The following is a 21,281-nucleotide window of genomic DNA, read 5'->3' as shown; positions in this document are numbered from 1 at the left end:
CCGAGTCAACGAAGCGTGGCAACGCCGCATTTGGATTTCCGCTCTGGGCACTTTGTTGTCGCCCATCCCTTGGCATCGAATGACTGGTTTTGGCCGGGCGCTTGAGGCCGAGAAACCATGGCAGGCAACTGTCGCGAGATTGACGACCATTTTTCAACAGAATCGGCACTAAGCAGCCTTGGGACTGAAAGCGTTCCGCCCTCATCCACCCTCAGCCGCGCGCCTGCGGTGCCAGCAACGGCAGCGTGATGTGCACGCTGGTGCCCTGCCCCAGCGCCGACTCAATTTGCAAGGAGCCGCCCAGGGTCGTGCTGACCAGGTTGTCGATGATGGACATGCCCAGGCCGCTGCCGCCTTTGCCGATCTTGGTGCTGAAGAAGGGGATGAAGAGCTTCTCCAGGGTCGCTGCATCCATGCCGCGGCCGTTGTCGCGGCAGCTGATGCGCACATGGTTGGCGCCGGCCGCCTCGGCGCTGATCAGCAGGGCGCCACCGTCGGTCATGCCTTCGAATCCATGTAAATAGGCGTTATTGATCAAATTGGTCAAGACTTGCCCGAGCGGCCCCGGGTAGCTGTCGAGCGTGATGCCTTCCGGCACGTTCAAGCTGATCAGATGCGGCTGCCGGCTCAGGCTCGGGCCCAGCGCCTCCAGCAACTCCTGGACGGCGCCGCGCAGGTCGAAACGCCGCCGCTGCTCACTGGCCTGATCGGTGGCCACTTGGCGGAAGCTCTGCATCAAATCGAGCGCCCGGTCCAGATTGCGCACCGCCAACTCGCTGCCCTCGCGAACCCGGCCCACAAAGCGCTGCAGTTCGCTGCGCCGCAAACCGCCCTTGACCACCGCCTGCGCAAACTCCCTGGCCAGGGCGGCCACCGTGTTGGCGCTGATCAAGCTATTGCTCAGCGGCGTGCTCAGCTCATGCGACACGCCCGCGGCCAAGGTGTTGAGCGTGGCGCGCGCCTCGCTGCGGGTCAATTCTTCCTGCGAGTGGCGCAGCTTCAGCATCGCCTCCTCCAGCTCGGCGCCGCGTTGCGCCACGCGCTGCTCCAGCGTGCTGTTGAGTTCAAGAATGCGCGCTTCGGCCTGTTTGCGATCACCAATCTCCACCATGGTGCCGGCAATCAGCAACGCTCGCCCCTGCGGGTCTCGGCGCAACACCTTGCCGCGCGCGGACACCCAGACCCAGCTGCCGTCGGCGTGAGGGCGCCGATATTCGGCCTGGTAGTCCTCGCTCTCGCCGCGCAAATGCATCAACAGTCTTTGCTTGATCATCGCCTTGTCACCCGGGTGGCAATCGTCAAACCAGCGGTAGTTTGGCTTGGCGCGGAAGGCCGCTAGAGTGAGGCCGCCGATCTCGGCCCAGCGCTCGTTGACCTGCATTTCCTCGGTCTCGAAGTCATATTCCCAGCTGCCGGCGCCGGTGCCGTCGATGACGTTCTGCAGCCGCTGGCGCTCGGCCAGCAGCGACTGCTGCGCCGTTTGCAGCGTGCGCCTGGTGCGCTGCAAACGCACGGTAGCGAGCATCAGCAGCAAGGTGCACAACAAGCCCGCCGTCAGGACCCACCCGGCATTGACCGCGGGCAGTGCGGCGGCGTAGGCCGGTCGCGGGTGTAAGGCCAACTGCCAAACCCGCCCCGCCACATTGATGGACTTGACCCGGTCACCGGCCTGTGCGGTCAATGCGGCGTCGCCCGCGGGCGGGCGCAAATCGCTGTTCGCCCCAATGGCGGTGTAGATCGGCCGGCTCAACGACACCGCTTGGTCGTAGACCAATACATCCAGTTGTTCGGCATTGGCGCGCTTGGCGGCATGTTGCAAGAGCAGCGGCAGCTCGACCACCACGGCAACATAGCCGCGCGCCTTGGGCTGCGCTGGGCTCGGCGACGTGCCCTCCACCGGGACGGCGGCCGTGATCGCAAAACCAAAGGCCGTGGAGGCCGGGATATCGCCGCGCAGAATCCGAAAACTCTCCGACGCGACCGGCACGCCGAGCGCTGCGGCGCTCAGTTTGGAGGCCATGCGCAAGCCATCGGCTCCGAGGTTGAAGCCTAGCGCGGCGCCCTGCTCGGGCCAGGCATAGAGAACCGGCACATAGTCGGCACGCAGCGGTGCTGCCGCCCAGACGCCGGTCCGCTCGTTCGGCTCGATGATGCGGTACTCGCTCAAACCCTGGGCTCGCGCAGCGGCCTCGAACCGAACGCGCTCGGGCCCCGCCACAATCGGCTGCCACTCCAGCACCCGCACGCTCGGCAGCTGGCGGATCAGGCCCTGCGCATAACGGTTGAAGTCGGCGCGCTGCAGCTGCGGCTGCAGCGCCACCATCAAGGCGCTGCTGCGCGCCGCCTCGACCGCACGCGCCAACTCCAGCTCCACCGAACTCAGCACCGCCTCAAACGCCGCGCTGAATATTTCATCGCGCCGCAAGGCCTCGGCTTTAAGCAGCGACTGATAGCCCAGGTAACTGATGGCGCTGCCGGCGACAGCGATGGCCGCAATCAGCAGCGCATCCAGCAGGCGCGGGCCCATGGCCTTTTGGGAGCTCGGCGCGTTTGCGTCCACTCGATTCGACATGACTCGGCTGGGTTCGGTGCCGGCCTTACTCGCCGGGCAGTTTGGGGATCTTCAGGCAGGGCTTGCTCGGCTCATGGCGACTCTTCAGCCGGTAGATCAGCTCGCGCTCGACGCCGTCCACATTGCTGGCCAGATCAAGCAGCACGGGCTGGCCCTTGAGCACCTGCTCGAAGAATTGGCAGACATACACCTGCCCATTCATTGCACCTTTGCCGAAGACCTCGTGGTCTTCGTCCTTGTTGCCCAAGGCGCCCATCCGGCTGATGTCGATATAGGTTGCCAGCGGTGCCAGCGGCTGCTCGGTGCCCAGGCCCAGACCCAGAGCGTGGTGGCCGGGCGCGCGGCCATCGGTGGCGCGCCGCAGCACCTGGTCATCTGAATTGATGGTGACGTAGACCTTCTCGCGTTGCGCCAGGCGGTTGAGCCAGACCGAGTGGCCCTCGTCATCGGCATCCGGCTGGGTCAATAGCACCGCCGAAAACAGCTGCTTGACGCCCGGCCAGAAGCCCTTTTCAAGCGCCTTCTCGACCACAACGGCCCCCATGCTATGGGCCAGCAGCGCCATTTTGGGCGCCTTGGGCTGGGCGGCGCTGTGCTTGATCAAGGCCTCCAGCACCGCGCCGAGCGCCTTCGCGCCCGCCTCGGTGTGGCTGAGCGGCAGTTCCCGGTCAAGAAAATGCAGGCCCTCGAAGGCCGCATCCCAATTGAACATCAGCACCTTGGCGTCATAACCCAACTCAAGTTTATGCACCGCCAACCCCTTGGTGAAGGTGCCGCCCTTGAGGCTTTTGCTGGGCTCCTTGCCACGCCCGTGAACGAACAGAATCAAGGGCTTGTTGGCTGCCTCCAAGCCGTGCATCACGGTCTCGAACTGGTCAATTCGCCAACCCTTGCCGTCCGATGTATACAAGGGCGTGTCGGCATTGAAATGAAGCTTGGACATGGGATCTCCTGAGCTGGCTTGGCTTGAAGCGGGGTTTACAGCAGCTCAGAGAATAAGACCGCGGATCGCACAGCCGACCCAAGGCAAACCCTGACCTGGGGAGAATTTGAGCGGTCGGGTCAGACTTTGAAGAAGCGATTGCGGCTGTCCAGCTCGCGCACGATCAGGGCCCACACCGCGACGAAGGCCAAAGCAAAAGCGAGCGACTGCCCAAACGGCTCGCTCTTGGCCAATTCAGAAATCACACAGGCTGGTCAAGGCCGGCTTGGCCGGCGGCACGTTGTCGATCTGTGCAACACCCGCGGCCCGCAGGCGCGCCACTTCGGCATCGACCTGCGCCGGGCTCAACACCTCGTTGCGGGCGTGAAAGACCCAGTCCACATCTTGCTCGTAACGGCGCGCCTGCTCGGTCTTCGGCAACAAACCGGCGGGCGAGAACCACAGATTGAAGTTGATCGACATCGGCGCCACAGGGTAGGTCCGGCCGCCGTGTGTGGCGATATGCCGGCCGTCGAGGAAGAGCTTTACGCGGCCTTCGCTGACCTGCATCATCAGCTGATGCCAGCCGTCCAAACTGCCAAACTCCTCGTGCTGCTGGTTATGCGCTTGCCAGGGCTCCAGCTGTACGGTCTGCCAGGCGATGCCGTAGAGCCGGGTCTGCTCGCTGCCCCAACCGCCATTGGGCAGGTACTCCCAGTCCATCTCTGAAAAATCGGGGTCGAAGTCATGCTTGAGCGGCGTCACCGCGTAGAAAGTCTGTATCACCGGATCGCCGTCAACGCCGGCCACCGGCTTGTCCGTGAAGCGGATACGGGCGGCATAGGTGCCCGCCAGGTACTTGCGCGCATGGCAGAGCTGGGCTTGGCTGGTGCCGACCCCTGTGCCATCGGTACTGGCCGTTATGCGCAAGAGCCGGTTGACCGCGTTCGACGGGTCATCCAGCAAGCTGAACTGCTTGGCGCTCCAGCTAGCACCCGCTACACCCGGGTGACCGGCCTTGTTGCGTGGTGTCCAGCCCTTGGCGATGAGCGCCGCCGGGTCGGCGTAGCTGAAGTCGTCAAAAAAGCGCTCCGGCTGAGCCTGCACGCCCGCGCCCAACAGGGCGCAAAGCCAGATGAGGCGTTTCATGGCGCGGCGACCGCCACCGGCTTGGGGAACTTGACAAAGAACATCAGAATCAGCGCCGGCACGCCGCAGGCAATCGTCCAGAGGAAGAACTGCTGATAGCCCAGCGCCACCTGCACATCGCCGCTGATGGTCTTGGAGAAGATGAAGCCCAGCTGCATCACGCCCGAGCCCAGCGCGTAATGGGCGGTCTGGAACTTGCCGGGTGCCACGGCCTGCATGATGTACAAAATCATGCCGACGAAGCCAAAGCCGTAACCAAACATCTCCACGGCGACCGCGCCGCCGATATGCAAGGTGTCCTGCGGCAGGGTCAGGCTCAGATAGTAGAAGACGATATTGGGGATCGCCATTGCCAGAATCAAGATCGGCATGGCCCGGCGCAAGCTCAGCCAGGAGGTGAAATAGCCACCCAGGATGCTGCCCACAAGAAAAGCGCCGGTGCCGACCGTGCCATAGATGCTGCCGACTTGCTCGGTCGTGAGCCCCAGGCCGCCCTTGTCACGCGCCTCGATCAGGAACAGCGGCCCGATGGTCTGCACCTGGCCCTCGGCGAAGCGGAACAACACAATGAACAGGATCGCCATCCAGATGCCGGGCTTCAGCAAAAAGTCGCCGATCACGTCCTTCAGCGTGCGCAAGATGCCGGCCGCCGTCAGGTCGCTGGTTTCGGTGTTCAGCGTGCCGGGCAAGGCCCAGGCGTTGTAGGACGCCAGCAGCGCCAGCAGCACGGCCAACAGCGCAAAGATGGTCGACCAGGCGTTGAACACGCCGATGGTCTTTTCCAAATGACCGGCCAACACCAGCAGGCCGCCCAGGGTCAGGAACTTGGACGCGTTGAAGAACGCACCCTGCCAGCCGGCATAGGCTGCTTGTTGCTTGGCATCGAGCGCGGCCATATAGAGGCCGTCGCAGGCAATGTCATGGGTGGCGGCGGCATAGGCGATCAAGAACAGCACCGCGATGCTGGCGGCAAAATACATCGGCATCTGCACCGCCAAGGCCATCAGCGCCAGCCCCACAGCGCCGGTAAATTGCATCGCCACGACGATCAGCTTTTTGCTGCGCGCCAGCTCCAGGAACGGGCTCCACAGCGGCTTGATCGCCCAGGCCAGGCCCAGCAGACCGGTCCAGCGTGCGATCTGGTCATTCGGCACGCCCATATTCTTGAACATCAGGCCGGCGATCAGCATCACCACAAAGAACTGCATGCCCTGCACAAAGTACAGGCTGGGCACCCAGCTGATCGGGGAGCGCAACTTCGGAGTCGAGGTGCTCATCAGGCTCAGTCCAGATTGACGGGTGACTTCGCAGTGGCGCGGCAACGCCCCTCCAGCCAGGCCTTCAAACCGGCCAAGGCGCCGTCGGCATAACCCCAGGTCACGACGGTTGGCACCGGCACATCATGGGCTTGGAACGGATTCCACAGCACCAGATGCAGATCGGGCCGCCAGTTCTGCGCGTTGCCGCCATAACGCATCCGATGCGTGGAGGCGACGATATTGAGGCGGCCGTCCTGCGGCACCTGGGCCCAGTCCAGCGCCAGGATGTCGTCCACATACTGAATCTGCGCGTTCGGAAAGGCGGCGAACAGATCGACGATCTGCTGGCCCAAGGGTCCGGCTTCCGACACCCCGTCGGTCGGCACCTCGGGCTGCACGAACACGCGCAGCGCCGCATCCAGCGCAGGCGGCGTGGCGCCGCGCAGCGCCGTCAAACCGGCGGCCCAGGCCCGGCGCATCAGCTCATCATCGGCCGCACGCGGCGCACCGTCGTAATCGTCGTGGCGCACCGGATAGGCAAGGGCCAGCTTGTCCAACCGAGCGCAGGCGACACGGCCCTGCTCGGCCGTCAGCTCGCCGCTGGCGAAGGCATTAACCAGGGCCTGAATCGACTTGCCCTGCTCGTCCAGATCGCCCTGGGCCAGGATCATGTCGGCGCCGGCCTGGATCGCCATCACCGCCGCGCGGGCGTAGCCGTAGCGCTCGAAAATCGCCTTCATCATCAGCGCGTCGGTGATGACGACACCGTCGTAACCCCACTCAATGCGCAGGATGTCGCGCAGGATCTTGGTCGACAGCGTGGCCGGGTGCTCGGGGTCGATCTGCGGGTAGACGATGTGGGCGGTCATCACCGCCGGCGCCTCATCTCTCAGTGCCTTGAACGGCCGCAGCTCCAGCGCGTCCAGCTCGGCGCGGCTCTTGTCCACCGTCGGCAGCGCCAGATGCGAGTCGACGTGCGTGTCGCCGTGGCCGGGGAAATGCTTGACGCAGCAGGCCACGCCCTCCTTCAGCGAGCCGGCCATCCAGGCGCCGGCCAAACGCGTCACCTCATCGGCGTCTTCCGCGAAGCTGCGCTCGGCGATGACCGGGTTGGCCGGGTTGTTATTGATGTCCAGCACCGGCGCGAAGTTCCAGTTCACGCCAATGCTGGCCAGGCCACGCGCGACCGCCGCGCCCACGCTCTCCGCCAGCGCCGCATCTGCCGCCGCGCCCAGCGCCATCGCCGATGGGGCCTGCGGCAGAAAAGTGGCGCGCACGACCGAGCCGCCTTCCTGGTCGAGGCCGATCAGGGCCGTCGGCCCCATCACCGCGCGCAGATCGCGGGTCAGTTGGCGCACCTCGGCCTCGCTGCCGAGGTTTTTACGGAACAGGCAGACGGCGCGCACCTGGTGCTGGCGCAGAAAGGCGGCGGTGGCGGCGTCCAGGGACTTGCCTTGGATGTCGACCATGACCAAACGGCCAGGATGAAAAGCAGTCATGACGGCTGAACTCAGTTGGTCTTGGTGACTTTGGCCAGATGCGGTGGCGCGTCCGGGTTGCGGCCACGCGCACGCGCCAGCGCCTCCACCATCGGGTAGAAGCTCTGTACCACGGCGATCGGGTCCAGATCCTCGTTGCCGGTGCAGCTCAGCGTGAGCTCGGCGCCCGGCGTTCCCGCCGGGGCGGCCAGCAAGACCCGCGCGCCACGGCCGCGCATCTCCTCGGCCAGCGCCAGCAGGCCGGCTTGCGCCGGGCCGCGTGGCGCGAACACCAGCATCGGGTAGCCCTCTTCCACCAGGGCCATCGGCCCATGCTTGACCTCGGCGCCGGAGAAAGCCTCGGCCTGGATGCCGCAGGTTTCCTTAAACTTCAAGGCCGCCTCCATCGCGATCGGCAACCCGGTGCCGCGGCCGATGACGAACAGCTTGTCGGCGTCCTTCAAGACCTCGACTGCCACATCCCAGCGCTGTGCTGCGGCCTGTTCCAGCGCGGCCGGCAGTTGCTCCAGCGCGGCCTGCAGGTCCTCGTCACCACTCCAGGCGGCGACGACGCGGGCGCCGGCGACCAGCTGGCAGATATAGCTCTTGGTCGCGGCCACGCTCAGCTCGGGGCCGGAGCGCAGCGGGAAAACGAATTGCGCGGCGTCGGCCAACGGCGAGCTGTCGGCATTGACGAAGGCGACCGTGCGGGCGCCGCCCTCGCGGAAGAACTTGGTCGGCGCGACCAGATCGGGGCTTTGGCCCGATTGCGAGAACGCCAGCGAGACCAGGCCGTCGCAGATGATCTTGCTCTGGTACAGCGTCACCAGCGACATCGGCAGCGACGTGACCAGGCGGCCCATGCGCGCCATCATCAAGTAAGCCATGTATTGGGCGGCATGGTCGGAGCTGCCGCGTGCCACCGTCAACAAGGTGGTCGGCGGCTGGTCGCGCAGGGCCTGGCCCAGCTCGGCATAGGCTTGGTGATCGTGCGCCAGTTGACGCGCCACGGCGGCCGGGGCGTTGAGGGCTTCTTCTTGCATCCTTGAGGCGTACTTGCTATTGGACATGCTTTCAAGCGAGGTCAATTTCTTCTCCTTCAACGACCACGCGCTGCAACTGCAATTCACGGTCCATCACCACCAAATCCGCCCAAGCGCCGACGACCAGCTGGCCGCGATCACTCAAGCCCATGTATTCGGCCGCATAGCTGGAAACCCGCCGCGACGCGTCCGCGATCTCCAGCCCCATGCCGACCAGATTGCGCAGCGCCTGGTCCATCGTCAGCGTGCTGCCGGCCAAGGTGCCGTCGGGCAGGCGCACGCCGCCCATGCATTTGGTGACGGTGTGGCGGCCCAATTTGTAGTCGCCGTCGGGCATGCCGGCGGCGGCGGTCGAATCCGTGACGCAAAAGGTGCAGGGAATAGCGCGCAGCGCGACCCGGATCGCACCCGGATGCACATGCAAGAGGTCGGGGATGATCTCGGCATAGCGCGCATGCGCCAGCGCGGCGCCGACCATGCCGGGCTCGCGGTGGTGCAGGCCGGTCATCGCATTGAACAAATGGGTGAAGCCGCCGGCGCCCTGCTTGAGTGCGGCTACGCCGTCCTCGTAGGTGCCGGCCGTGTGGCCGATCTGCACCTGGAAGCCGGCCGCGCGCGCTTCAGCAATCAGCGCCAGCGTGCCGGCCATTTCCGGCGCCAGCGTGATCAGCTTGATCGGCGCCAGCGCATGCAGGGCCTGGATCTCGGCCATGCTGGCCGGCTTGGCGAAGTCGGGTTGGGCACCGAGTTTGCCGGGGTTGATGTAGGGGCCTTCGAGGTGCACGCCGAGGATGCGGGCGGCGTTGGGTGCGCGCTGGCGGCAGACCGGGCCAAGTGCGGCCAGCGCCAGCTCGATCTCGGCCAAGGGCGCCGTCATGGTGGTGGCCAGCATCGCCGTCGTGCCATGGCGCACATGCAGACGCGACATCTGCAAGGCGGCGTCGCCGCCCTCCATGGTGTCGCGGCCGCCGCCGCCGTGCACGTGGATGTCGATGAAGCCGGGCAGCACGATGGGCAGGGTCAACTTGTCATGCCGAACTTGACTCTCGCTGACGGGCTCGCCCTCGATGCGGCTGATGCGGCCTTCGCTGATCTCGACAAAACCGCGCAGAAAACCTTGCGGCGTCAGAACATAGCCGTCGATAAGTTGCGCCAACGCCTTAGCCCTCGCGTCGCATCTCGGCGACAAAATCGTAGTAATCGCTGCGGCAATAAGAATGCGTCAGCTCGACCGCCAGACCCGACTCCAAATAGCCCACCCGCGTGATGAACAAGACCGCCTGACCGACCGGCACTTCGAGCAGACCGGCCAGCTTGCTGTCCGCATTGATGGCGCGAATATGCTGCAGCGCGCGCACCGGCGCCATGCCCAAGGTGGCCAGATGCTCATAGAGCGAGGCCTGCACCGCCAGCGGATCGGGCAGCACCGCCTCCGGCATCACCGTCACCTCGTAATTCATCACCACCGCATCGGCCAGGCGCAGGCGCTCTAGCCGGGCGACCCGCTCGCCGGTGCCCAGGCCCAGGCTGAGTTGCTCATCGGGCGCGGCGGCCGTGAAGCTGCGCGTCAACCAGCGCGAACTCGGCTTGAAGCCGCGCTGATGCAGCTCCTCCGAGAAGCTGGTCAGGCGCGACAGCGGCTGCTCCAGCTTGGGCGCGATGTAGTTGCCCGAGCCACGCTTGCGGATGATCAGGCCCTGCTCGACCAGGCGGTCGATCGCCTTGCGCGCGGTCACCCTTGAGAGCCCCAGCGTCTCGGACAAGACCCGTTCGGACGGCAGCGCCTCGTCGGCCTGGTACTCGCCCTGGCGGATCGCCTGCGCCAGCTTGTGGGCCAGCTGCATATACAGCGGCGAAGCTGCGTCGGGGTCGGCTTTGAATTCGAAGGCCATGAGGGTCAACTCTTCTCTGTGCGTTGAAGTGCAGCGCTCACCAGGTGCAAGCCGCCATCGGCAGAATCACCCTGCGGCGACACGCAACGGGCGCGGGTGGCGACGGAAAAATTGGGGGCCAAGCGCAAGGCAACACTGCCGCACAGGGCCAAGGGCAGGCTGGCCTCCGGATCCAAGGCGTGGGCCAGCTTTTCCAGCTCAAACACCGCCTCGGTGACAAAGCCGGCCGCGACCGAATCACTGTCTACACAATCAAAAATCAAGGGCGCCAAACTGGCATAGGCATGTTGGCCGGCCACCGCACCCCAGGCCAACATCGCCTCAGTGCGCCCGCCCGCCACCGCCCAGACCGCCCGCGCCAAACTGCCGGCCGGCACGCGCCCGTCCATCGCCTGGCAGGCATGGCGTACCGCCTTCAGCCCCAGCCAGGCGCCGCTGCCTTCGTCGCCGCCAATCCAACCCCAGCCGCCGACACAGCCGCGCGAACCATCGCGGCGCAAGACGCCGCCGACCGAGCCGGTGCCCGCGGCCACCACGGCACCCGGCTGGCCCGCATGCGCGCCCAACACGGTGGTGAAGCCGTCACCATCCAAGGCCAGCAGCGCGTAGCCGGGCTGCTGCGCCAAAAAATCGGCCGCTTGGCTTGGCACCGTCGCGCCGGACAGGCCGAGCCCGATCGCACAGTCATGCGGCGCCAAGTCAGCCAAACCGGCTTGGCGCGCCGCCGCCTGCACCGCTTGCTGGATATGGCGCCAAGCCTGCTCGGCACCCTGACCCAGCGCCGACGGCCCGGCGTCACCTTGCCCGATTACCCGGCCCTGCAAATCAGCCAGCCGCACACGCGTGCCGGTGCCGCCGCCGTCGACGCCAATCAAGAAACGCGCCGCTCCGTCCGCTTGGGCGACAATTTGGGCGGCAAATTGGGTGTGAGGGGTATCGGTCATGGGCGTCATGGCGATACCAGTCTAATACCAAAATTAATGCCAGTCAATCAAACTGGCATTGGTGTTTACCATAGTGCGCGCTGGGCTGTAGCCCTGTAACGGCCATGCCCGGGCAAAAGAAAGCAGGTATTGCAGCGGTCTTACTCTGGCGGGTGGACGGCAGCGGCTATCCTTGCGATCTTTGTCCTCTTCTTGACTTGAATTGCCCCGCCGTGACAAAAGAAGTCGTGATCACCGAAACCTTGCGGCGCCTGTCGCGGGTGGCGCAGCGCCACCCCAACAGCGCGCTGCTTCGCCTGGCTGCCCTGGAAGAGTCCGCCCGCGCCGCCGGCCAGTTCGCCGCCGCGGCAGATGCGCTGTATGCGCGCTTTTACTTGCTGGAGCATCGCGGCCGAGCGCTGGAACTGCAAGCCAGCCTGGCCAAGGCGCAAAGTGAGCTGGACGCCGACACGCAGCCGCTGCAGGCCTCTCGTTTGCATGAAGCGGCCGGCCGCATTGCCTACCAGCAAGGCGAGTATTTCGAGGCCACCGAACATTGGAGTCAGGCCGCCGAACTGGCCGCCCAGGTACCCGACGCGCGCGCCGGTGCCGCCGCCCGCATCGGCCTGGGCCAGATTCATTACGCTTTTGGCGCCTGGGCGCGGGGCCGCGAGGTGCACGGCGAGGCCGCCCAGTTGCTGGGCGCGGCCGACGACAGCTATCTCGCCGCCAAACTGGCCTTGAATATCGGCGTTGGCCATTTCGAGACCGAGCAGCTCGACGATGCCGAGCGCCACTTCAGCCATGGCCTGGCGGCGGCGCGGCGCGGCCTGCACCGCGAATACGAGGCCGAGGCGCATTGGCAGCTGGCGCGCGCCGCCCTGGCCCGGGGCCGGCTCGACTGGGCCACGGTCGACTGCCGGCTGGCGCTGAGCATCGCGGCCAAGCTCGGCCACAGCTGGCTGGAGGCCGCCGCCAGCCGCACCTGGACCGATATCGCCTTGGCGCGCGGCGATCAACAAGGCGCCATCCGCAGCACCGAACATGGCTTGCTGCTGGCCAAACGCATCCATTCGCGCCCGCAGCAAGCCCAAGCGCATTTGCTGCTGGCCAAGCTGCTGGAGCGCAGCGGCGACAAAGACGCCGCCCTTGCGCATCTCTGGCAACACCTCAGTCTGCAGGCCGAAATCGAGCGCCTCAGCAGCCCGGCCCGGCCCGGGCTGCCAAGCTTCTTTGACCCGAGCACGCAGGCGGCGGAGGCCCAGCTCTTGAGCCTGTCAAACCGGCGTTGGAAGATAGCGACGCTCAGCGACCGCTTGGCCGCGCTGCAGCAACTGTCAGCCGAGGCGCAGCAAATCCTGCAACTAGACCGGGTGCAGTTCTGGTGGGTCGGCGAGGGACCCAACTTCCCGGCGTTGGGCCGGCCGGCGCAGGCGCAATACCTCGATTGGCTGAGTGACTTGGGCAAACCGCAAGCCTTGACTACGGTCAGCAACCACCCCTGCCGGGCCGAGCTCAGCGCACTGGAACAAGCGGCCGGCACGTTGTCGCGCATCGAGCTGCCGCTCTATGTCAAGGGTCAGCTGCGGGGGGTGCTGTGGCTATCGCATTGCCGGCAAAAGCACGCGTGGACTCGGCGGGACCAAATGCACGCCAGCCACCTGGCGCGCTTGTTCGAGTTGGTGCTGATGAACTGATCACAAAGCCCAGGCTAACGCGCGGCCCTGCGCCGCCAGCCAGGCTTGTGCCTGCGAAAAATGCCCGCAGCCAATGAAAGGCAAGGGCGGACGCAGCGCCGACAGCGGCGACGGGTGATTGGCCTGCAAGATCAGGTGCTGCGGGCCGGCAGCCGTGATCAAGCCGGCCTTGGCCTGCGCATGCTTGCCCCAAAGCATGAAAACCTTGGGCGCGGCGTCGGCGGCGGCGGTCAGGATGAGGGCGTCGGTCAAAGCCTCCCAGCCCTGGTTGGCATGGCTGGCGGGTGCGCCGTCCTCGACCGTCAGGGCGCTGTTCAGCAACAACACGCCGCGCTCTGCCCAGGGGATCAGGCTGGCCGACATCGGCGGCTGCTGGCCCAGGTCGCGCTGCAGCTCCTTGAAGATATTGATGAGGCTGGGCGGCGGCCTGACGCCGTCCGGCACCGAGAACGCCAGGCCCTCGGCTTGGGCCGCGCCGTGATACGGGTCTTGGCCCAGAATCACCACGCGGGTCTGCTTCAGCGGCGTCAGGTGCAAGGCACGCAGCGGTTCGGGCGGGTAGATGGTGGCGCCGGCTGCGACGCGTTCGGCGAGAAAGCTCTGCAGTTGCTGGCCGGCAGGGCTTTCAGACCAAGCGTCGACGACAGGCCGCCAGCCGACATCCAGCCCGGTCAGATCCATCTCAAGCAAACACCGCCGCCAAGGCCGCGCCCGGGTCCGGCGCCCGCATAAAGGCCTCGCCGACCAGAAAGGCGTTGACATGGGCCGCCCGCATGCGCTGAACGTCGGCGGCGCCCAAGATGCCCGACTCGGTGACCAGCAGGCGATCGGTCGGCACGCGGTCCAGCAAGCCCAAGGTGGTGTCCAGCGTCACGTCAAAGCTGCGCAGATTGCGGTTGTTGATGCCGAGCAGCGGGGTCGTCAAGCGCAGCGCGCGGTCCAGCTCCGCGCCGTCATGCACCTCGACCAGCACATCCATCCTGAGGCTGAGCGCCAGCGCTTCGAGGTCGGCCATCTGGGCATCATCGAGGCAGGCGGCGATCAGCAGAATGCAATCCGCACCCATCGCCCGCGCCTCGAAGACCTGGTACTCGTCGACCATGAAGTCCTTGCGCAAGACCGGCAGCTCGCAGGCGGCGCGGGCCTGTTGCAGGTAGGCAACCGAGCCCTGGAAGAACTGCGCGTCGGTCAGCACGCTCAAGGCAGCCGCACCGTGTTTGGCATAACTCTCGGCGATAGCGGCAGGCTGAAAGTCGGCGCGCAACACGCCCTTGCTGGGCGAGGCCTTCTTGATCTCGGCGATCACGGCACTCTGACCGGCAGCGATCTTGGCGCGCAGCGCGGCCTCGAAGCCCCGGCTGTCATGTCTTGCTTCCGCCTCCTCACGCTGGCTGGCCAGCGAGCGCTGCTTGCGGGCCAAGGCCAGTTCTTCATGTTTGACCGCAACGATGCGGCGCAGGATGTCGGACATATCAGCCTCGGCTCAAACTTTGTGTGGTGCTGACAAACTGATCCAGCTTGGCACGCGCCGCGCCAGAGGCAATCGCCGCACGGGCCAGCTGAATGCCGCCGGCGATCGAATCGGCCACATTGGCGGCGTACAGCGTCGCGCCGGCGTTCAGGATCACGATGTCGCGCGCGGCGCCCTCTTCGTTGTTCAAAGCGCCAATCAGCATCAGCTTTGACTCTTCCGGCCCGGCCACCTTCAGCGTGCGGTTCGACGCCATCGCCATACCGAAGTCCTCGGGGTGGATCTCGTACTCGCGCACCTCGCCGTTCTTCAGCTCACCGACCAGCGTCGCGGCGCCGAGCGAAATCTCGTCCATGCCGTCCTTGCCGTAGACCACCAACGCATGTTCGGCGCCGAGACGCTGCATCACGCGCACCTGGATGCCGACCAGATCGGGGTGGAACACGCCCATCAGGATATTCGGCGCGCCGGCCGGGTTGGTCAGTGGACCCAGGATGTTAAAGATGGTGCGCACGCCCAGCTCACGCCGCACCGGCGCGATATTCTTCATGGCCGGATGGTGGTTGGGCGCGAACATGAAACCGATGCCGGTTTGCGCCACCGAGGCCGCCACTTGAGCCGGCGTCAGCATGATGTTGGCACCCAGCGCTTCCAAGACATCGGCGCTGCCGGTCTTGCTGGAAACGCTGCGATTGCCATGCTTGGCGACCTGCGCACCTGCCGCCGCAGCGACAAACATCGAACAGGTCGAGATATTGAAGGTGTGGGCGCCGTCGCCGCCGGTGCCGACCACATCGACCAGATGGGGATGGGCGGGCACGGCCAATGGCACCTTGGTCGACAACTCGCGCATCACCTGCGCGGCGGCGGTGATCTCGCCGATGGTTTCCTTCTTGACCCGCAGGCCGGTCAGCAGGGCCGCGGCCATCACCGGCGACATCTCGCCCGCCATGATGCGGCGCATCAGCGTGAGCATCTCGTCGTGGAAGATTTCGCGGTGTTCGATGACGCGGGTCAGCGCTTCTTGGTCGGTAAATGGCATCTTGAATCCTGTCCTACTTATCCAGCGAAATATTCGCGCATGGCGGCGATGGCCTGGTCTACGGCGGCTTCGTCCACATCGAGATGGGTTACGAAGCGCAGCTTGTAGAGCCCGGTGGCCAGCACGCCACGCGCCTTCAAGTAATCCGTCACGCCAGCGGCCTTGAGGCCAAGCACATCGACAAACACGATATTGGTTTGCGGCGCCTCCACCGTCACGCCGGCCAGGCCTTGCAGCCCGGCCGCCAGGCGCTGCGCTAACAGATGGTCATCGGCCAAGCGCCCCACCTGGTGGTCGAGCGCGTAATGCGCCGCTGCCGCCAACACGCCGGCCTGGCGCATGCCGCCGCCCAGCATCTTGCGCCAGCGCCTGGCTTGTTGGATGAAGGCGGCCGAGCCGCACAAGGCCGAGCCCACCGGCGCGCCCAGGCCCTTGGAGAAGCAGACCGACACGCTGTCGAAATACTGCGTTATCTCACGGGCTGCCGCGTAGGGGTCACCACCCGCGGCCACCGCCGCATTGAACAGCCGCGCACCGTCCAGATGGCGCGCCAGCCCATGCTTTTGAGCCAAGGCCGAGGCTTCGGCCAGATAGGCCAAGGGCAGCACCTTGCCGCCAATCGTGTTCTCCAACGTCAGCAAGCGCGTACGGGCGAAATGCACATCGTCGGGCTTGATGCTCGCCTCGATGTCGGCCAAGGCCAGCGAGCCATCGGCCTGGTGATTCAGCGGCTGCGGCTGGATCGAGCCCAAGACCGCCGCGCCGCCACCCTCCCAGCGATAGGTGTGGGCGAACTGGCCGACGATGTACTCGTCACCGCGCTGGCAATGCGTCATCAAGGCACAGAGATTGCTTTGCGTGCCGGTCGGCATGAACAGCGCCGCTTCGAAGCCCAGTCGCTCGGCGACGGCCTGTTGCAGTGCATTGACGCTGGGGTCGTCGCCAAAAACATCATCACCAAGCTGCGCTGCAGCCATCGCTTCGCGCATGCCGGTCGTCGGCTGAGTCACGGTGTCACTACGGAAATCGACAGTTTTCATGGCCTACAGCGCCAACGTTAGGAAATTCTTCAGCATCGCGTGGCCATGCTCGCTGAGTATCGATTCCGGGTGGAACTGCACGCCCTCCAGCGGCGTCGCCGTGCCGGCCAGCTCGCGGTGGCGCACGCCCATGATTTCGCCATCTTCGCTGCGCGCGGTGACGTCCAACACCGCAGGCATGGAGGCCTCCTCGATCACCAGCGAGTGATAGCGGATGACGCTGAACTCCTTGGGCAGGCCCTTGAATACGCCCTTCTCGTCGGTGGTGATGATGCTGGCCTTGCCGTGCATCTGGCGCTGCGCGCGCACAATCTTCCCGCCCAGCGCCGCGCCCATGCTTTGGTGGCCCAGGCAGACGCCCAGGATCGGCAACTTGCCCATGAAGTGCTGGATCGCCGCCACGCAGATACCGGCCTCGGCCGGCGAGCAGGGGCCGGGCGACAGCACCAGGTGGTCGGGCTTCATCGCCGCGATCTCCTCCAGCGTGATCTCGTCGTTGCGAGCCACGCGCACCTCGGCGCCGAGTTCCCCAAAATACTGCACCAGGTTGAAGGTGAAGCTGTCGTAGTTGTCTATCATCAAGAGCATGTTTGTCTCCAAGGCAAGCCCGGACGCAGAGTTCGCTGAGGGACGCAAAGTCCGCAGAGTTCACAACTGATTCACGAGCCGCCTCAATCCCTTCAACAGAGTCGGCTGATTGAAGTTAATCAGCAGACCAAGACGTTTATCACTGAGTCGCAGATAAGAAAGGAGCTGAGCTTCATGCTGCGGGGACAAAGCATCCACCGCCTTGAGCTCCACCAGCACACAGTCCCGGACCAAGAAATCGGCTCGATACGACACACCGAGGTCTTGCCCTTTGTATATGGCTCGAATGCCAAGCTCGCGCTCGAAAGAGCAGTTCCGCAATTGAAGCTCAATCGCCAGCGCATTGGCGTAGGCCGACTCCAGCAGCCCTGGCCCCAGGCAGCGGTGGACTTCCACAGCCGCACCAATCACCATTTCGCTGACTTGATTTTCAATCACCTCCGCGACCTCCGCGTTCCTCTGCGCACTCTGCGTCCGAATTTACGAGTTCTAAAACCCCTCCTCAACCAACTCCGCCGCCCGGATCAACGCTCTCGCCTTGGCCTCGGTCTCCAGCCACTCTAGCTCGGGCACCGAGTCGGCCACCACGCCGGCCGCGGCTTGAACGTACAGCGTCTCGTCCTTGATGATGCCGGTGCGGATGGCGATGGCCAGGTCCATGTCGCCGGCAAAGCTCAGGCAACCGACCGCGCCGCCATAGATGCCGCGCCGCCATAGATGCCGCGCTTGACCGGCTCCAGCTCGTCAATGATCTGCATCGCGCGGATCTTCGGCGCGCCGCTCAGCGTGCCTGCCGGGAAGCTGGCGCGGAACACGTCCAGATTGCTGACGCCGTCGTTCAAGATGCCTTCGACATTGCTGACCAAATGCATCACATGCGAGTAGCGCTCGACCACAAACGCATCCGTCACCTTGACCGAGCCGGTCTTGACGATGCGGCCGATGTCGTTGCGGGCCAGGTCGATCAGCATCAGATGCTCGGCCAACTCCTTGGGATCGGCCTTCAGCTCGCGCTCCAGGGCCAGGTCTTGCTCGGGTGTGCCGCCGCGCGGGGCGGGTGCCGGCCAGCGGGCGGATGGTGACCTTGTCGCCGTCGGGCGAATGCTCCTGGCGCACCAGGATCTCGGGCGAGGCGCCGACGATCTGGAACTCGCCCATATCGTAGAAATACATATACGGGCTGGGGTTCAGCGAACGCAGCGCCCGGTACAGGCTCAGTGGAGATTCGGTGTAACGCTTGCGCAGGCGCTGGCCGATCTGCACCTGCATCATGTCGCCGGCAGCGATGTATTCCTTGGCTCGCAACACCGCCGCCAGATAGTCGGCCTTGGCGAATTCACGCTCGACCGGGTGTGCCTGGCCGCGTTTGACCACCGGCGCGGAGACGCTGTAGGCCAGCTTGTCGCGCAGCTCGGTCAGGCGTTTTTGCGCCTTGAAGAAAGCCTCGGGCTGGCTCGGATCGGCGTAGACGATCAAATAGAGCTTGCCGCTGAGGTTGTCGATGACCGCCAGCTCCTCGCATTGCAAGAGCATCACATCGGGGGTGTCGATGCCGCCAGGCATTTCAGCGTCCTTGCCAAAACGGGCCAGCTTCGGCTCGATATAACGCACCGCGTCATAGCCGAAATAGCCTGCCAAGCCGCCACAGAAACGCGGCATGCCGGGCCGCAGCGCAACCTTGAAACGCTGCTGATAGGCAGCGATGAAGTCGAGTGGGTTGCCGGCATGAGTCTCGACGACCTGTCCGTCACGGATCACCTCGGTCAGCAGGCCGCGGCTTTGCAGCACGGTGCGGGCCGGCAGGCCAATGTAGGAGTAACGCCCAAAGCGCTCGCCACCGACGACCGACTCCAGCAGGAAGCTGTTGCGCCCGCCTTTGCCTCCGTAAGCCCCTGCCCCCGAGCAGAGCTTGAGGTAGAGCGAGAGCGGGGTTTCAAGATCGGCGAAGGCCTCGCTGATCAAGGGAATGCGGTTGTAGCCGAGCGCGGCCAGGCTTTTAAATTCAAGTTCGGTCATCATCAAGTCCAACCCTAGCAAAAGCGCGCCGGTCATCTATCGGGGCGCGCCGCAAAAATAACCGGGCACTTGGGCTGACCTGGCTCTACAGAGTGGTCAAAGGTCAGGCTCAAGCGTCATCAAACGAGCAGCGGGCGGGCGGCGCCAGGGCCAGGCTCCCCGGTCGTGAGACCCCTTGATGAAGTTGCGTGTGATGAACATCAATTCAGTGTATCAGCCGGGTGGGCCGTCTTGCCCACTACACCCAACGGTGCGCGGCCCTACTGCCCTTTGAACAAGCCCTGAAACTGCCGCGACACCGGCAGCTTCTCATCACGCCCCTTCAGCGTGATGTGCATCGAGCTTTCGTCCACCCGCAACGCGCTGGCGATGCAGCGGCTGTTGACCAAAACGCTGCGGTGCAGCTGCCAAAACACCTCGGCGTCCAGCCCGGCCAGCAACTCCTTGAGCGGGGTGCGGATCAGCGCTTCGCCGCCTTGGTAGACCACGCGGGTGTAGCGGCTGTCACTCTCAAAATAGATCACCTCGTCGGGTGCAATCAGCTTGATCTCACGGCCTAGCGAGGCCTGGATCGGACGCATCGCAGGCTTGGGGCTGGGCAGCATTTGCTGTAAAAGTTTGTGCAGAGCGGCCGTTTGAGGCGCGGCCGAGCTCATGCGCGCCCGCACCCGCTGCAGCGCCTGCACCAGCCGCGCGTCCTCGACCGGCTTGAGGCAGTAGTCGACCGCCCCGGCCTCGAAGGCCGACAGCGCGTGGTCGCCATAGGCGGTCACGAACACCACCTGCGGCGGCGCAGCCAGCTCGCTCATGCGGCGCGCCACCTCCATGCCGCTCAGTCCCGGCATGCGGATGTCCAAGAAGCACAGCGCCGGTTCGTGCGCGAGGTAGTCGTCCCAGGCGTCGACACCGTTCTCACTGGCGGCCACGATCTCCAGCTCGGGCCACAGCCGCTTCAGTGCGGCGCGCAGCTGCTCGCGCGGGCCTTCTTCGTCGTCGGCGATCAAGGCGGTGCTCATGCTGTTGGTTCCAGGGTTTGAATTTGCAGGCGCGCCAGACATCCGGGTGACAAGGGGGTCAGCGTCAAGTGCGCGCGTTCGCCGTAGAGCAGCTGCAGGCGTTCGCGCGAGTTCGTCAGGCCGACACCGTCTTGAGCGCCTGCGGCCAGGCCAGCGCCGTCATCGCGCACCTCGATCAAGACCTGACCCTCGGCCGGCCTGGCTGTCACCATGACCATGATGCTGCCGCCACGCAGCGAAGGCTCAATGCCGTGGCCGACCGCGTTCTCCACCAGCGTCAACAACAGCCCCGGCGGCAGCAGCCATAGCGACTCGTCCACGCCAGCCCCAACTTCGATCTGCCATTGCAGTCTTGTGCCCAGCCGCGCCTGCATCACCTCCAGATAGCTGCGCACGATCTGCAGCTCCTCGGTCAGATTGAGGCTCTCGCGCTCGAACATCGGCAAGGTGGCGCGCAAGTAAGACGTGAAGGAGCGCAGCGTACTGGCGGCGCGCGGATCTTGGGTGTCAACCCAATGCTGGACCGAGGCCAGCGTGTTGAACAAGAAATGCGGCTGGATCTGAGCGCTGGCGAGGCGCCGGGCGAGCTTGAGGTGAAGGGCCTGCTCGTCCAATTCACGCAGACGGCCGGCGATTTGCTGCGAACGAATCAGCACCAGGAAGAACCAGGAAATCATCGCCAGCGTCACCACCGCCACAATAATCAGCGTGAGCGCCTTCCGATCGTCTCGCTCCAGGTCTGGACCCAGCCCGAAGGGATGAAACTTCAGCAACAGCGCGGCCCCTATCATCACGGCCGCCGTGGCCAAGCTGCTCAGATTCAAGCGCCGTCGGGTCGGCTCCCGCCACAAGGTTTTGGCCACCCACAGGGCCAGCCAACTTAAGCCTAGGCCCAACAGCGCGGCCCAGTGCATCAGGCCGCGTGCCAACACATTGGAATTGATCGCCAGCAACACAAACACATTGCTGTAGACGTAATAGTCAATCGACTTGGGCCAGGGCTGCTGGCCGGCGCGTGCCATCTCAATGGCCGAGAAGACGCGCTTCGGGCCCGGCCAGATCCATTGAGTCCAGTCGAGCTTGAGCTTGTCTGATTCGGCGGGGACGGGTGTTGAGCAGCGCATGGCCGGCAGTCTAGGTCAGCCTAGCCACGTCGCCAGCGCGAATGCGGCG

19 protein-coding genes and 1 pseudogene are annotated in these 21,281 nt (G+C 65.1%); 1 reads left to right on the top strand and 19 read right to left on the bottom strand.

The window, feature by feature from the left end; all coding sequences use genetic code 11:
• Nucleotides 1-211 precede the first annotated feature (211 nt).
• The 10 genes from RMO57_RS13090 to RMO57_RS13045 all read right to left on the bottom strand — a co-directional run bounded on the left by RMO57_RS13090 (nt 212) and on the right by RMO57_RS13045 (nt 11,259).
• On the bottom strand, nt 212-2,527 hold the full coding sequence (locus RMO57_RS13090) for a CHASE domain-containing protein (RefSeq protein WP_310387275.1): 2,316 nt from the start codon (nt 2,525-2,527) through the stop codon (nt 212-214).
• 70 nt (nt 2,528-2,597) lie between these two features.
• On the bottom strand, nt 2,598-3,515 hold the full coding sequence (locus RMO57_RS13085; protein WP_310387273.1) for an alpha/beta hydrolase: 918 nt from the start codon (nt 3,513-3,515) through the stop codon (nt 2,598-2,600).
• A 119-nt stretch (nt 3,516-3,634) separates the two neighbouring features.
• Nucleotides 3,635-3,760, bottom strand: a complete 126-nt coding sequence (locus RMO57_RS13080; RefSeq protein ID WP_310387272.1) for a hypothetical protein — start codon at nt 3,758-3,760, stop codon at nt 3,635-3,637.
• The gene (locus RMO57_RS13075; protein WP_310387270.1) at nt 3,750-4,643 is read right to left on the bottom strand and encodes a glycoside hydrolase family 16 protein; all 894 of its coding nucleotides are present in this window, start codon (nt 4,641-4,643) and stop codon (nt 3,750-3,752) included. The genes RMO57_RS13080 and RMO57_RS13075 overlap by 11 nt, the downstream gene beginning before the upstream one ends.
• The gene (locus tag RMO57_RS13070) at nt 4,640-5,920 is read right to left on the bottom strand and encodes an MFS transporter (RefSeq protein WP_310387268.1); all 1,281 of its coding nucleotides are present in this window, start codon (nt 5,918-5,920) and stop codon (nt 4,640-4,642) included. The genes RMO57_RS13075 and RMO57_RS13070 overlap by 4 nt, the downstream gene beginning before the upstream one ends.
• A 5-nt stretch (nt 5,921-5,925) precedes the next feature.
• Nucleotides 5,926-7,401, bottom strand: a complete 1,476-nt coding sequence (nagZ, locus tag RMO57_RS13065; RefSeq protein ID WP_310387266.1) for a beta-N-acetylhexosaminidase — start codon at nt 7,399-7,401, stop codon at nt 5,926-5,928.
• Between the two features lie 11 nt (nt 7,402-7,412).
• Nucleotides 7,413-8,423, bottom strand: a complete 1,011-nt coding sequence (locus RMO57_RS13060; protein ID WP_310387276.1) for an SIS domain-containing protein — start codon at nt 8,421-8,423, stop codon at nt 7,413-7,415.
• A gap of 31 nt (nt 8,424-8,454) precedes the next feature.
• Nucleotides 8,455-9,579, bottom strand: coding sequence for an N-acetylglucosamine-6-phosphate deacetylase (gene nagA / locus RMO57_RS13055; protein WP_310387264.1), 1,125 nt, complete (start codon nt 9,577-9,579; stop codon nt 8,455-8,457).
• Nucleotides 9,580-9,583: 4 nt separating this feature from the next.
• On the bottom strand, nt 9,584-10,315 hold the full coding sequence (locus tag RMO57_RS13050) for a GntR family transcriptional regulator (RefSeq protein WP_310387262.1): 732 nt from the start codon (nt 10,313-10,315) through the stop codon (nt 9,584-9,586).
• 5 nt (nt 10,316-10,320) lie between these two features.
• The gene (locus RMO57_RS13045; RefSeq protein ID WP_310387260.1) at nt 10,321-11,259 is read right to left on the bottom strand and encodes a BadF/BadG/BcrA/BcrD ATPase family protein; all 939 of its coding nucleotides are present in this window, start codon (nt 11,257-11,259) and stop codon (nt 10,321-10,323) included.
• A gap of 212 nt (nt 11,260-11,471) precedes the next feature.
• Here RMO57_RS13045 and RMO57_RS13040 point away from each other — a divergent pair, with 212 nt between their 5' ends.
• The gene (locus RMO57_RS13040) at nt 11,472-12,935 is read left to right on the top strand and encodes a GAF domain-containing protein (protein WP_310387256.1); all 1,464 of its coding nucleotides are present in this window, start codon (nt 11,472-11,474) and stop codon (nt 12,933-12,935) included.
• Here the strand turns inward: RMO57_RS13040 and RMO57_RS13035 are convergent, their stop codons facing one another.
• From RMO57_RS13035 to RMO57_RS12995, 9 genes and pseudogenes are all read right to left on the bottom strand, one after another.
• Nucleotides 12,936-13,616, bottom strand: a complete 681-nt coding sequence (locus RMO57_RS13035; protein ID WP_310387254.1) for a uracil-DNA glycosylase — start codon at nt 13,614-13,616, stop codon at nt 12,936-12,938.
• Between the two features lies 1 nt (nt 13,617).
• Nucleotides 13,618-14,406, bottom strand: a complete 789-nt coding sequence (gene trpC / locus RMO57_RS13030; protein WP_310387252.1) for an indole-3-glycerol phosphate synthase TrpC — start codon at nt 14,404-14,406, stop codon at nt 13,618-13,620.
• 1 nt (nt 14,407) lies between these two features.
• The gene (gene trpD / locus RMO57_RS13025; RefSeq protein WP_310387250.1) at nt 14,408-15,448 is read right to left on the bottom strand and encodes an anthranilate phosphoribosyltransferase; all 1,041 of its coding nucleotides are present in this window, start codon (nt 15,446-15,448) and stop codon (nt 14,408-14,410) included.
• A 17-nt stretch (nt 15,449-15,465) separates the two neighbouring features.
• Entirely contained in the window at nt 15,466-16,488 is a 1,023-nt protein-coding gene (gene ltaE, locus RMO57_RS13020) for a low-specificity L-threonine aldolase (RefSeq protein ID WP_310387248.1), read from the bottom strand.
• Nucleotides 16,489-16,491: 3 nt separating this feature from the next.
• The gene (locus tag RMO57_RS13015) at nt 16,492-17,076 is read right to left on the bottom strand and encodes an aminodeoxychorismate/anthranilate synthase component II (RefSeq protein WP_310387246.1); all 585 of its coding nucleotides are present in this window, start codon (nt 17,074-17,076) and stop codon (nt 16,492-16,494) included.
• A 60-nt stretch (nt 17,077-17,136) separates the two neighbouring features.
• Nucleotides 17,137-17,514, bottom strand: coding sequence for a GxxExxY protein (locus RMO57_RS13010; RefSeq protein ID WP_310387244.1), 378 nt, complete (start codon nt 17,512-17,514; stop codon nt 17,137-17,139).
• A 51-nt stretch (nt 17,515-17,565) separates the two neighbouring features.
• A pseudogene (locus RMO57_RS13005) lies at nt 17,566-19,095 on the bottom strand (anthranilate synthase component I family protein).
• A gap of 257 nt (nt 19,096-19,352) precedes the next feature.
• Nucleotides 19,353-20,108, bottom strand: a complete 756-nt coding sequence (locus RMO57_RS13000; protein ID WP_310387243.1) for a LytTR family DNA-binding domain-containing protein — start codon at nt 20,106-20,108, stop codon at nt 19,353-19,355.
• Entirely contained in the window at nt 20,105-21,232 is a 1,128-nt protein-coding gene (locus tag RMO57_RS12995; protein ID WP_310387241.1) for a sensor histidine kinase, read from the bottom strand. The genes RMO57_RS13000 and RMO57_RS12995 overlap by 4 nt, the downstream gene beginning before the upstream one ends.
• Between the last annotated feature and the right edge of the window lie 49 nt (nt 21,233-21,281).

It is taken from the genome of Roseateles sp. (assembly GCF_031397715.1).
GTDB lineage: Bacteria > Pseudomonadota > Gammaproteobacteria > Burkholderiales > Burkholderiaceae_C > Paucibacter_A.
The sequence above is the reverse complement of the archived record's forward strand: the minus strand, read 5'-3'. Positions and strand labels throughout refer to the sequence as shown.

Excerpts from the sequence above, each read along its gene's own strand:
- RMO57_RS13075 (WP_310387270.1), bottom strand. The coding sequence starts at position 4,643 with ATGAAACGCCTCATCTGGCTTTGCGCCCTGTTGGGCGCGGGCGTGCAG.
- nagZ (WP_310387266.1), bottom strand. The coding sequence starts at position 7,401 with ATGACTGCTTTTCATCCTGGCCGTTTGGTCATGGTCGACATCCAAGGC.
- RMO57_RS13000 (WP_310387243.1), bottom strand. The coding sequence starts at position 20,108 with ATGAGCACCGCCTTGATCGCCGACGACGAAGAAGGCCCGCGCGAGCAG.
- trpD (WP_310387250.1), bottom strand. The coding sequence starts at position 15,448 with ATGCCATTTACCGACCAAGAAGCGCTGACCCGCGTCATCGAACACCGC.
- RMO57_RS13035 (WP_310387254.1), bottom strand. The coding sequence starts at position 13,616 with ATGGATCTGACCGGGCTGGATGTCGGCTGGCGGCCTGTCGTCGACGCT.
- trpC (WP_310387252.1), bottom strand. The coding sequence starts at position 14,406 with ATGTCCGACATCCTGCGCCGCATCGTTGCGGTCAAACATGAAGAACTG.
- ltaE (WP_310387248.1), bottom strand. The coding sequence starts at position 16,488 with ATGAAAACTGTCGATTTCCGTAGTGACACCGTGACTCAGCCGACGACC.
- RMO57_RS13070 (WP_310387268.1), bottom strand. The coding sequence starts at position 5,920 with ATGAGCACCTCGACTCCGAAGTTGCGCTCCCCGATCAGCTGGGTGCCC.
- RMO57_RS13090 (WP_310387275.1), bottom strand. The coding sequence starts at position 2,527 with ATGGGCCCGCGCCTGCTGGATGCGCTGCTGATTGCGGCCATCGCTGTC.
- RMO57_RS13060 (WP_310387276.1), bottom strand. The coding sequence starts at position 8,423 with ATGCAAGAAGAAGCCCTCAACGCCCCGGCCGCCGTGGCGCGTCAACTG.
- RMO57_RS13015 (WP_310387246.1), bottom strand. The coding sequence starts at position 17,076 with ATGCTCTTGATGATAGACAACTACGACAGCTTCACCTTCAACCTGGTG.
- RMO57_RS13045 (WP_310387260.1), bottom strand. The coding sequence starts at position 11,259 with ATGACCGATACCCCTCACACCCAATTTGCCGCCCAAATTGTCGCCCAA.
- RMO57_RS13050 (WP_310387262.1), bottom strand. The coding sequence starts at position 10,315 with ATGGCCTTCGAATTCAAAGCCGACCCCGACGCAGCTTCGCCGCTGTAT.
- RMO57_RS12995 (WP_310387241.1), bottom strand. The coding sequence starts at position 21,232 with ATGCGCTGCTCAACACCCGTCCCCGCCGAATCAGACAAGCTCAAGCTC.
- RMO57_RS13085 (WP_310387273.1), bottom strand. The coding sequence starts at position 3,515 with ATGTCCAAGCTTCATTTCAATGCCGACACGCCCTTGTATACATCGGAC.